10 protein-coding genes are annotated in these 11,121 nt (G+C 72.8%); 1 reads left to right on the plus strand and 9 read right to left on the minus strand.

Annotated elements, in window-relative coordinates:
• The first annotated feature begins 227 nt into the window (after window positions 1-227).
• Window positions 228-1,508, plus strand: a complete 1,281-nt coding sequence (locus KBX26_RS24960) for a hypothetical protein (protein WP_210866545.1) — start codon at window positions 228-230, stop codon at window positions 1,506-1,508.
• Window positions 1,509-1,587: 79 nt separating this feature from the next.
• On the opposite strand, the gene KBX26_RS24965 is transcribed toward KBX26_RS24960, so the two are convergent.
• The 9 genes from KBX26_RS24965 to KBX26_RS25005 all read right to left on the minus strand — a co-directional run bounded on the left by KBX26_RS24965 (window position 1,588) and on the right by KBX26_RS25005 (window position 10,868).
• Complete coding sequence (locus tag KBX26_RS24965; RefSeq protein WP_030335676.1) at window positions 1,588-2,571, minus strand: AAA family ATPase; 984 nt, start codon at window positions 2,569-2,571, stop codon at window positions 1,588-1,590.
• 256 nt (window positions 2,572-2,827) lie between these two features.
• Window positions 2,828-4,738, minus strand: coding sequence for a primosomal protein N' (locus tag KBX26_RS24970; RefSeq protein ID WP_307857899.1), 1,911 nt, complete (start codon window positions 4,736-4,738; stop codon window positions 2,828-2,830).
• A gap of 59 nt (window positions 4,739-4,797) precedes the next feature.
• Window positions 4,798-5,991 (minus strand): methionine adenosyltransferase, encoded by a 1,194-nt coding sequence (gene metK / locus KBX26_RS24975; RefSeq protein ID WP_030335671.1) that lies wholly within the window; start codon window positions 5,989-5,991, stop codon window positions 4,798-4,800.
• Between the two features lie 87 nt (window positions 5,992-6,078).
• Entirely contained in the window at window positions 6,079-7,287 is a 1,209-nt protein-coding gene (gene coaBC / locus KBX26_RS24980) for a bifunctional phosphopantothenoylcysteine decarboxylase/phosphopantothenate--cysteine ligase CoaBC (protein ID WP_030335668.1), read from the minus strand.
• Window positions 7,288-7,301: 14 nt separating this feature from the next.
• Window positions 7,302-7,565 carry a DNA-directed RNA polymerase subunit omega gene (rpoZ, locus tag KBX26_RS24985; protein ID WP_030335666.1) on the minus strand — a complete coding sequence of 88 codons (264 nt, stop codon included), beginning with the start codon at window positions 7,563-7,565 and terminating at the stop codon, window positions 7,302-7,304.
• A gap of 64 nt (window positions 7,566-7,629) precedes the next feature.
• Entirely contained in the window at window positions 7,630-8,163 is a 534-nt protein-coding gene (locus KBX26_RS24990) for a guanylate kinase (protein ID WP_030335664.1), read from the minus strand.
• 25 nt (window positions 8,164-8,188) lie between these two features.
• Complete coding sequence (mihF, locus tag KBX26_RS24995; protein WP_030335662.1) at window positions 8,189-8,506, minus strand: integration host factor, actinobacterial type; 318 nt, start codon at window positions 8,504-8,506, stop codon at window positions 8,189-8,191.
• Between the two features lie 178 nt (window positions 8,507-8,684).
• Window positions 8,685-9,521, minus strand: a complete 837-nt coding sequence (gene pyrF / locus KBX26_RS25000; protein WP_210866546.1) for an orotidine-5'-phosphate decarboxylase — start codon at window positions 9,519-9,521, stop codon at window positions 8,685-8,687.
• A 72-nt stretch (window positions 9,522-9,593) separates the two neighbouring features.
• Window positions 9,594-10,868, minus strand: coding sequence for an adenosylmethionine--8-amino-7-oxononanoate transaminase (locus KBX26_RS25005; RefSeq protein WP_210866547.1), 1,275 nt, complete (start codon window positions 10,866-10,868; stop codon window positions 9,594-9,596).
• Between the last annotated feature and the right edge of the window lie 253 nt (window positions 10,869-11,121).

Consider the following 11,121-nt stretch of genomic DNA (forward strand, 5'->3'; position numbering starts at 1 on the left):
CCCCGGTCGTCCGGCCCCCCGGACACGCACGGGCAGGGTAATTCCGCCCACTCGCCGATCGATAGACAGTTGCCAATCTATGACAGTTCCACTGCGGACCGTCACCGGCCGGCGCCGTCCAGCGGTGTCCAGTCCCGTCCAGGATCCGCCCCGCGACGCGGGCGCCGGTGCCACCGTCCTGGTGCGGGCACGGCCCGCTCCACGACCCCTGGGGGAAGAGGTACCCGATGATCCGTCCACACCCGACCACCCGACGCCCGGTGGCGCTGCTGCGTCGCGTCGCCGTCGCCGCGATCGGTCTCACGCTGCTCGCCGCGGGCCTGACCACCATTCCGGCCGCCGCCGCACCGGGCGGCAAGGCCACCACCGCCGGATCCTTCGTCGACAGCACACCGGTGCCCGGTGGCTTCGCCTCCTGGTCAGAGCTGCTCCGGCTGCAGCAGCGCATGAACACCGCCGCCGAGCGGATCACGAAGGTGGCCGAACGCAGCCCGAACTCCGGCTTCGCCGGCATCGTCGCCGACCCCACCACCCGCCACCTCCAGGTCTACTGGAAGGGTGAGCCGCCGGCGAGCCTGGTGGCCACCGCCCGGGCCACCGTCGCCACCCAGGTGCTGCCCGCCGCGTACTCGCAGCGGGAACTGCTTGCCGCAGCCGATCGGCTGCGGGCCAAGGCCGGAAACGAGATCACCACGGTCGGGCCGCGCGCCGACGGGGCCGGCCTGCTCGTCGGCACGCAGGACGGGCTGCTCGGCGCGACGGCCATGGCCGGCGTGCCGGTGACCGTGCAGAGCGGGGTCGCCGCCGCGCCCGCGACGCGGTGGGACGACAGCGCGCCGTGGTGGGGCGGTGCCGCCTGGCGCAACGCCACCACCGGCGGTGGCTGCTCGACCGGCTTCGGGGTCTTCAAGAACGGGAACGCGCGGATCCTCTCCGCCGCGCACTGCGGCAACCTCAACAACGTCGCGACCGACCCGACCGGCCAGTCGATGGGCACCGTCAGCACCCGCAACGCCGGCACCGACACCCTGCTGTTGTCGGCCGGCGCCGGCGGCCGGGTCTTCAACAACAGCACCGCCGCGAACGGCGACGTGGTCAGTGAGTTCAGCAACCAGGTGATCGGCGCGTCGGCCAGCCAGGTCGGCAACTGGGTGTGCACCTCCGGCGCGTACTCCGGCACCCGCTGCTCGATCCAGGTGAAGGCCCGCAACCTCTGCATCAACGTGCGCGACTTCGGTCAGGTCTGCGGCCAGGTCCAGGCGGAGAACACCACCGGCACCAACGCCGTCGGCCAGGGCGACAGCGGTGGCCCGGTGGAGATCGTGAACGCGGCGAACACGCTCCAGGTCTGGGCGACCGGAACCAACACCGCCATCGACGACACCTTCACGTCGACGGCCTGTACCGGCTACGTGAAGACCGGCCGGGTCTGCGCCTGGCGGCTCTACTACGAGGACATCTTCTCCGGCATGGCCGGCGTTGGCGCCACGGGCGTCGTCCTCGGCTGAGACGTCGCGGCGACCGCCGTACGACTCGGTGGCCGGGCCGGCGCGCGTACCCGCGCGTCGGCCCGGTCTCGCGCCGGGTTCAGACGCTGGCGCCCGGGTCCCCCGCGAGCACCGCGTCGCCACGGAGCAGCGCCGGCTCGGGCAACGGCAGTTGGATCTTGTGAGCCGCCTCCCAGTCGTAGATCAGACCGGGGCGCACCTGGGCGGCGAAGTAGTCGATCGCGGTCATCCCACCCACCACCGGCTCGTCGACCTCGGCGACCAACTGGGCCGGGACCAGGGAGAACCCGTTCTGCAGAGCGGCGCTGAGGCGGCGGTGACCGTCGACGACGAAGAAGTACTCACCGGTGAACCCGATCTTCAGCGGTTCGAGGGCCTCGTCGCCCGCCTCGGCCACCCCACCGACGAAGTCGGTGTCCCACAGGCCCCGCAGGGTGGCGATGTCCTCGGTCGGGTAGACCCGGGCCGGGTCCAGCAGCAGCAGCGGCGGCGCGTCCCGCAGCACCTCGGCGCCGAGGGTGCCCTCGTACGCGGCCACGATGTGCTCGATCACCTCGGCGGCGGACGCCCGGGTGGTGTCGCAGATCAGGTCATAGTTGCGCAGCCGGGCCTTGTCCACCCCGTACCGGATGATGAACCGGCTCCGCTCGCTCGCGCTGCGCTCACGGAGCTTGGCCTTGGCCTCCTCCAGGGAGGCGTAGCTCTCCGCCGGCCCGGACGGCCGGGCGAGCACCCGGCGGGCCGCCTCACCCGGCTCGGTGATCATGTGCACCTTGAGCGCGTCGGTGAAGAAGTGCCAGGCCAACCGGGAGTCCATGATGAGGCGCTCACCGGAGGCGGCGATGTCCCGCTGGAGCTGGTCGACGTAGCCGTCGACGGCCTGGTCCAGCTCGGCGTGCAGGTTGAGCTGCAGCGCGGTCATCTGCCGCTGCTGCGCCATCTCCCGGTAGAGGTCCCCCACGCTGACCCGGCGCATGCCGAGCCGCTTGGCGATCTCGACCGACACGGTGCTCTTGCCGCTGCCGAGGTCGCCGTTGAAGACGATCGATTGTCCAACGGTCACGACTGGTCCACCCCTGATCACCGGCTCATTGACATCATCGACCTCGCGCCCGACGGACGCGTTCCCGCCATCGTCGCGCCATCCCGCGGCGACTCCAGCTCGGCGCGGCTGACGCCCCCTCGCGACCTGGAGCCCGTCGTACGCCTCGGCATGACGGGCGATGCTACCACTCGGCCGCCACCGGTTTGCCGGACGCGGTGTGCGAGGGCACCCCCGGTGGGCCAGCTCCCCCACCGCCGGCACCGGCCGAAACGCCTCAGAACAGGCTCAGCGGATCGACCTGGAGACGAACCGGATCGGCGGCCTTGCGGGCGGCCCGCGCACCAGCGGCCGAGTGCAACGCCTCCGCGAGCGCGCCAGCCCGGGCCCGGGGCACCCGGACCAGCATCCGCTCCCGACCCTCCTCGGCCGGCACCGGCCCGAGCACCTCGGCGTCGTCCGGCAGCCGGGCCGCGGCCAGCAGGTCCGCCACCGCCTCGGCCGGGCCGGTGACACTCGCCATCCGGACGGCCGGTGGAAAGCCCAGCTCGCGGCGCTCGGCCAGCTCCCGGCCGGCGAACCAGCCGGCGTCCCAGCGCAGCAGTGCCTGCACGGGGGCGAGCGCGCCGTCGGCGACCACCACCACCCGACCGGCCGGCGCCGGGCGGGCCAGCGCCGCCGCCGCCAGCCAGCGGCGCAGCGCCTCCTCACCGGCGCGCAGGTCGGCCCGGGTCAGCAGGGCCCACGAGTCGAGCAGCAGCACCGCGCCGTAGCCTCCCTCGGCGACCGGCTCGGCGCCCGGCGTGGCCACCAGCAGGGCGGCACCACCGGGTACGTCGGTCAGCACCTCCTCGCGCCCCGAGGTGCGCACCGGGACGCCGGGGAACGCCCGGCCCAGCTCCTCGGCGGTGCGCCGGGCGCCGGTGACCGCGGCCCGCAGCCGCCGCCCACCGCACTGCGGGCAGGCGTACGCGGCCGCCACCCGGGCGCACCACCGGCAGGCCGGGGTGCCGCCGGCAGCGGGCAGCGCGAGCGGGCCGGCGCAGTGCACGCAGCGGGCCGGAGTGCGGCACTCGGCGCAGGAGATCGACGGCAGGTAGCCGCGGCGGGGCACCTGCACCAGCACCGGCAGGTCCTGGCGGAGCGCGTCGCGGGCGGCCGTCCAGGCCAGGCTGGGCAGTCGGGCGGTGGCCGCCCCGGGGTCCCGGGCCAGTTGGGGGTCGTCCGCGGTCGGCGCGATGGCCGGGACCCGCGCCCGTACGGTGCTCCGGTCGGCGACCACCTCCCGCGCCCAACCGGTCTCCACCAGCAGCTGCCCCTCGGCCGTGCGGGCGTACCCGCCGACCAGCGCGCCGGCCTCGGCGAGGTGGACGCGGGTGAGCAGCACGTCGCGGGCGTGCGGGTAGGGCGCCCGGGGCTCGGAGTGCAGGTCGTCACCGTCGTCCCAGATGGCGACGAGGCCGAGTCGGGCCACCGGGGCGAACATCGCCGCCCGGGTGCCGATCACCACCGGCACCTGGCCCCGGCGAGCGGCGAGGAACGCCCGGTACCGCCGGGCCGGGCCGAGGGCCGCGGAGAGGCTGACGTGCCGCCCCGGGCCGAGCACTGTGGTGAGCGCGGCGTCGAGCCGGTCGAGGTCCCGTGCGTCGGGCACCACGACCACCGCGCCGCGCCCACCGGCGACGGTGGCGGCCACCGCGTCGGCGTAGCGGGCCGCCCAGTCCTCGCCGGGCAACGCCGACCAGACCGCGCGGGGCGCCCGGCCGTCGGTGAGCGCGCGCAGCATCGCCGGGCCGGTCGGGTAGTCACGCCAACCGCGCGGGTCGACCGCCCCGGTGGGGGCGGCCGGGGTGGGCTGCTCGTCGCGGGGCTCCTTCTCCACCCGCGCGTGCCGGGGTGGCACGGCGAGCCGGAGCACGTCGGCGAGGCTGCCCGCGTAGCGGTCGGCGACCGCCCGGGCCAGCCGGGCGATCTCGGGGGCCAGCACCGGCTCCGGCGAGACCACCTTCTCCAGGTACGCGAGGCGGCCGGTGTGCCCGGAGTCGTCGGCGCGCGACAGCAGCCACCCGTCGACGAGTTGCCCGGCGAAGCGCACCTTCACCCGGGTCCCGGGCACCGCCACCTCGTCCAGCTCCGCCGGCACCAGGTAGTCGAACGGCCGGTCCAGGTGCGCCAGGCCGACATCCACGCAGACGCGCGCGACCGGCGACCCATCCGCGGGTCGCCGGTCGCTGCGCTTGGTGGTGGTCAGGCTCCCGCGGCCGACTTGAGGTCGGCGGCCCGGTCGGTGCTCTCCCAGGTCAGGTCCGGCAACTCCCGGCCGAAGTGGCCGTACGCGGCGGTCTGCTGGTAGATCGGGCGGAGCAGGTTGAGGTCCCGGATGATCGCCGCCGGACGCAGGTCGAACACCTCGCCGACGGCCTTCTCGATCGAGGCGACGGGCACGGTCTCGGTGCCGAACGTCTCGATGAAGAGGCTCACCGGGTGCGCCTTGCCGATGGCGTAGGCGACCTGCGCCTCGCACCGCTCGGCCAGACCGGCGGCGACCACGTTCTTGGCCACCCAGCGCATCGCGTACGCGGCCGAGCGGTCCACCTTGGACGGGTCCTTGCCGGAGAACGCGCCGCCGCCGTGGCGGGCGTATCCGCCGTAGGTGTCGACGATGATCTTGCGACCGGTCAGCCCGGCGTCACCCATCGGGCCGCCGATCTCGAACCGACCGGTCGGGTTGACCAGCAGCCGGTAGCCGTCGGTGTCCAGACCGAGGCTCTCCAGCTCCGGGGCGATCACGTGGTCACGAACGTCGGGGGTGAGCAGCGAGTCCAACGAGATGTCGGCGGCGTGCTGGCTGGACACCACAACGGTGTTCAGCCGGACCGGGCGCAGCCCCTCGTACTCGATGGTGACCTGGGTCTTGCCGTCCGGCCGCAGGTACGGGATCGTGCCGTCCTTGCGCACCGCCGAGAGGCGACGGGCCAGCCGGTGGGCGAGCGCGATCGGCAGCGGCATCAACTCGGGCGTCTCCGAGCAGGCGAAGCCGAACATCATGCCCTGGTCGCCGGCGCCCTGCGCGTCCAGCGCGCTCTCCGACGCCCCGGTCCGCAGTTCGAAGGCGTTGTCCACGCCCTGCGCGATGTCCTCGGACTGCGCGCCGATGGAGACGCTGACGCCGCAGGAGGCGCCGTCGAAGCCCTTCTTCGACGAGTCGTAGCCGATGTCGAGGATGGTCCGGCGGACGATCGTCGGGATGTCGGCGTACGCCTTGGTGGTCACCTCACCGGCGATGTGTACCTGACCGGTGGTGATCATGGTCTCCACCGCCACGCGGCTGTGGGGGTCCTCGGTCAGCAGCGCGTCGAGGATGCCATCGCTGATCTGGTCAGCGATCTTGTCCGGGTGGCCTTCCGTGACCGATTCGGACGTGAAGAGACGGCGTGTCACGGCACTCCTAAGCGTGTGAGGTCGTTCCGCGGCAGTCTAATCACCACTGCGGCCGGTGTCGGGATCGGTCGCGTCCTGTTCCACCCGTCAGGAGCGGCCGGGCAGCCGCGCCACGACGAGATCCCACACGGCGTCGGCCACTGCCTCCTTGGCCTGCTCGGGCAGCCGGCTGACCGAGCCGTCGGCGCCGATGACCGTCACCGTGTTGGTGTCGGCGCCGAAGACCAGGTCCGGACCGACCTCATTGATCACGATCAGGTCGGCCCGCTTCCGGGCGAGTTTCGCCCGGCCGTTGGCCTCGGCGTCGCCGGTCTCGGCGGCGAACACCACCAGCACCTGCTCCGGTCGTTTGCGCTGGCCGAGCTCCGCCGCGATGTCCGGATTCGTGACGAGCTCGATGGTGGGCGCGACACCGTCGTCCGACTTCTTGATTTTGCCAGGCGCGTACGTCGCGGGCCGGAAATCGGCCGGAGCCGCCGCCATGACCACCGCGTCGGCGTCGACGGCGGCCTTGACCGTCGCCTCCCGCAGCTCGGCGGTGGTGCCCACCCGGATCAGGTCGACGCCGGCCGGGTCGGCGAGGTCGACGTTCGCCGCGACCACGGTGACCCGGGCACCCCGGGCGACCGCCGCGCGGGCGAACGCGTACCCCTGCTTGCCCGACGAGCGGTTACCCAGGAAGCGGACCGGGTCCAGGGGCTCGCGGGTGCCACCGGCGGTGACGACCACCCGGCGACCGGCCAGGTCGGCGGGAGCCGCGTCACCACGGGCCAGGAGCCGAACGGCGACCGCGAAGATCTCCGCCGGGTCCGGCAGCCGACCCTTGCCGGTGTCGGCGCCGGTGAGCCGGCCGACGGCGGGTTCGATGACCCGCACCCCCCGGGAGCGCAGCGTGGCGACGTTGGCCACGGTGGCGGGATGTTCCCACATCTCGGTATGCATGGCCGGGGCCAGCAGGACCGGGCAGCGGGCGGTCAGCAGGGTGTTGGTGAGCAGGTCGTCGGCAAGGCCGTGGGCGGCCTTGGCGAGCAGGTCGGTGGTGGTCGGCGCGACCACCACCAGGTCGGCCTGCTTACCGAGCCGGACGTGCGGCACCTCGTGGACGTCGGTCCAGACGTCGTCGGCGACGGGTTGACCGGAGAGCGCGGCCCAGGTCGGCGCTCCCACGAACCGGAGCGCCGACGCGGTGGGCACAACCCGAACCCGGTGACCGGATTCGGTGAAGAGTCGCAGCAGCTCGCACGCCTTGTAGGCGGCGATGCCGCCACCGACCCCGAGGACGATCGAGGCGGACATCGGCCAGCGGGGGCTTACGGCTGGTCGGTCGGCTCGGCGGTGAGCAGGCCCGAGTTGATCTCGCGCATGGCGATCGAGAGGGGCTTCTCCTGCGGGGTGGTCTCGACGAGCGGACCGACGTACTCCAGCAGACCCTCACCGAGCTGGCTGTAGTAGGCGTTGACCTGGCGCGCGCGCTTGGCGGCGAAGATGACCAGCGCGTACTTCGACGTCGTCTTCTCGAGGAGCTCGTCGATCGGCGGGTTGGTGATGCCTTCGGGGTTGGCGATGGATCCCACGAATTAACCTCTGCGTCTTTCGAGCCGCGCGGACGCGGTGCTGAGTCTCAACGGTGGCCGGCCGTCAGCCACGCACGCGCGACCAGGCCGGATCCGGATAAGAAGAACCGAGTAAGCCTACCAGCTCTTCAACCACCCGTTCGGTGTGGTCGTGGGTCAGCGTGTGCTCGACGGTGGCGACCACCGTGGCGTCCGGGGCGTACCCGGGTGGGCTCAGCAGCACCAGCCGAGCGTCGGGCAGGCGCGCGCGGACCAGTGGGGTGCCGCGCAGGTCGAGCGGGAGCAGCACCGGCTGCCCGGCGTCGAGCCGGGCGCGCAGCGGCGGGTACGGGGTGCCCCGGCGGTAGGAACCGATCCGGGACCATTCCAGCAGCTCACCGTCGACGATCCGGCGATCGAACTCGGCGGGGGCGAGGAAGACGCGGTCCACCCCGTCGATCTCCGACTCCCGGCGCGGCCTGGTGGTTGCCGCGACCGGGATCCACACGGACGGAGAACGCGCCCGGACGAGCTCGACGACACTCTCCCTGCCGGATCCCGAAGGTCCAGCCAGGACAGTGAGCCGAGCCGCCGGGCGCGCCTCGTCATCCGTGCTCACTGCTTGTTTCTACACGCTGCCAGGTTCAGTTGGCGGCGAACTCTCCAAGCAGTGCCTTGCGCTGCTGCTCGCCGAGGCCACGCAGGCGACGGCTGTCGGCGATCTTGAGCTTCTCCATGATCTGGGTAGCCCGGATCTTGCCGATGCCCGGCATGGCCTGCAGGACGGCCGACACCTTGAGCTTGCCGACGACGTCGTCGCTCTCGGCCCGCTCGAGGACGGCACCGAGAGTGGTCTTGCCCTGCTTGAGCTGCTCCTTCAGCTGAGCACGGGCCTTGCGGATCTCCGCGGCCTTCTCGAGCGCGGCAGCGCGTTGTTCGGGGGTCAGTGACGGGAGCGGCACCAGTTCTCCTCAGGTCCCTATCGCGGCGGGCGGGGCGCACCGCCGCATCTGTGAAACGTGGTGTCGCTGTGAACCAAGGGGTCCATGGTTCCCAGCGCGGGGAAAACTAGCGGCCAACGGAGCTTTCGGCAACGTGGGGGCCGCATGATCACCGTAGAGTGACCGACCCGTCAGTCAGTCACCGGGCAGGCAGAACGGCCCGGCAGTCGACCAGAACGCGGTCCGCGGCGGCCCGCAACGCGCCCACGTCGGGGCCCGCCGAGAGCACTTCCCGGGAGTACGACGGGAGCACCGAGGCGAGGCTGGAACCGAAGACGGTACGCAGACCGGCCGCGCCGGCACCCTGCGCGCCGAGCCCCGGAGCGAGCAGCGGGCCCCCCACCCCGGACAGGTCGTGACCGGTGTCACCGATGGTCGCGCCAACCACCAGTCCGAAGCTCCCGAGTGGGGACGCACCCCTGTTGAGCTGGGAAATCTCGTCAATCACGGTCTGCGCCACGGTCCGGCCGTCGGCGGTGACGGCCCGCTGCACGGCCGCGCCCTCGGGGTTGGACGTGAGGGCCAGCACGAACACACCGCCGCCGTGCTCGGCGGCCAACTCGAACATCGGCGCCAGCGAGCCGACCCCGAGGTAGGGGCTCGCGGTGACCGCGTCGACATAGACGGGACTGGATGGGTCAAGGTACGCGGCGGCGTACGCGCTCACCGTCGAGCCGATGTCGCCCCGCTTGACGTCGAGCAGAACGAGCGAGCCGGCATCTCGTAACTGTCGGATAGTTGACTCAAGAATCGCCACACCTCGGGATCCGAATCGCTCGAAAAAGGCCGACTGAGGCTTGACCACCGCAACCCGGTCACCGAGCGCTTCGACGACGGTTCGACTGAACCGGTCGAGCCCGTGCACGTCGTCCGGAAGGCCCCACTGGGCCAGCAGACCGGGATGCGGGTCGATGCCCACACAGAGTGGGCCCCGCTCGGTGATCGCCCGGTGCAGCCGGGTACCGAAGCTCTCCATGGGAGTGTTCCCCTCTTCTCGTCCGGACGGCTGCCCCGCCCGGGTAACCGTCGACCCGGTGACCGGGCCGACTCAGCCGACCGCCACCGCCGCCGCGACCCCGGTCGCGATCCGGGCCAGGTCGACGTCGTCGGTGACGTACGGCGGCATCGTGTAGATCAGGTCGCGGAACGGACGCAGCCACACCCCCTGGGCGACGGCGGCGGCGGTGGCCGCGCCGAGGTCGACCTCGTGATCGAGCTGGACCACGCCGATCGCGCCGAGCACCCGCACGTCGGCCACGCCCGGCGTGCCCCGCAGCGGCTCCAGGCCGGCGCGCAGGCCGGCGCCGATCCTGGCGACCTGGCCGGCCCAGTCTCCGGCCCGCAGCAGCCCGATGGAGGCGTTCGCCACCGCGCAGGCCAGGGGGTTGCCCATGAACGTGGGCCCGTGCGCCAGCACGCCGGTAGCCGAGATGCCCCGGGCGACCTCCGGGGTGCACAGCGTCGCCGCGAGGGTCAGGTACCCGCCCGTCAACGCCTTGCCCACGCACAGCACGTCCGGCGTCACACCGGCGTGCCCGGCGGCGAACATCTCACCGGTCCGGCCGAAGCCGGTGGCGATCTCGTCGAAGATCAGCAGAATTCCGTGCGCGCGGGTCACCTCACGCAGCACCCGCAGGTAACCCGGATGGTGGAAACGCATTCCCCCGGCGCCCTGCACGACCGGCTCGACGATCACGGCGGCCAACTCGTCGGCGTGCCGTTCGACGGTCTCCACCAGCGCCGCCACGTACGCGTCGTCGGGCGGATCGGTGAAGCCGCCCGGCGGCACCGGGGCGAACACCTGCCGGGGCAACACGTCGCCCCACAGGTGGTGCATCCCGCCCTCCGGGTCGCAGACGCTCATCGGGTGGAACGTGTCGCCGTGGTAACCACCCCGCCAGGTGGCCAGCCGGCGTCGCTGGGGCCGGCCGACAGCCCGCTGGTACTGCAGGCACATCTTCACCGCCACCTCGACGCTGACCGAGCCGGAGTCGGCCAGGAACACGTGCTCCAGGCCGTCCGGGGTCAGCTCGACCAGGGTGCGGGCGAGCTGCACCGCCGGCTCGTGGGTGAGCCCGCCGAACATCACGTGGCTCATCCGGCCGAGCTGGTCGGTGACCGCCGCGTCCAGCACCGGGTGCCGGTACCCGTGGATCGCCGCCCACCAGGACGACATCCCGTCCACCAGCTCCCGCCCGTCGGCCCGCCGCAGCCGTACGCCCTCGGCGCTCTGCACCACGTACGGCGGGTTCGCTGGCGGCAGCGCGGCATACGGGTGCCAGACATGGGCCCGATCGGCGGCCAGAATCTCCTCAGGTGTCACGCGTACTCCTCCGTGCCTCGAACCGTCCGGACGACGGACGTCCTGCGGCGGGCCGGGCCGGGCCGAACCGCCCCGCCGCCGCCGTCCGGCCCGCCGCGCCCGCACCTCGCCGCCTGCCTTTGCTCTGCACCCGCGGAGGCGACACCCGCTGGTCGGGGGCCGCGCTCCTGGTGGTGCGTCCACGGGTGCAGAGCAAAGGGGCAACAACCGGCGAGGGGCCCCTGGCGCGGAGCGGGCTCTGCACCCCGGCTGC

The organism is Micromonospora sp. C97 (genome assembly GCF_018070385.1).
GTDB classification, from domain to species: Bacteria; Actinomycetota; Actinomycetes; order Mycobacteriales; family Micromonosporaceae; genus Micromonospora; species Micromonospora parva.

Coding starts and splice junctions, on each gene's coding strand:
- pyrF (WP_210866546.1), bottom strand. CDS start 9,521: ATGGAGAGCTTCGGTACCCGGCTGCACCGGGCGATCACCGAGCGGGGC.
- coaBC (WP_030335668.1), bottom strand. CDS start 7,287: ATGTCCGCCTCGATCGTCCTCGGGGTCGGTGGCGGCATCGCCGCCTAC.
- KBX26_RS24960 (WP_210866545.1), top strand. CDS start 228: ATGATCCGTCCACACCCGACCACCCGACGCCCGGTGGCGCTGCTGCGT.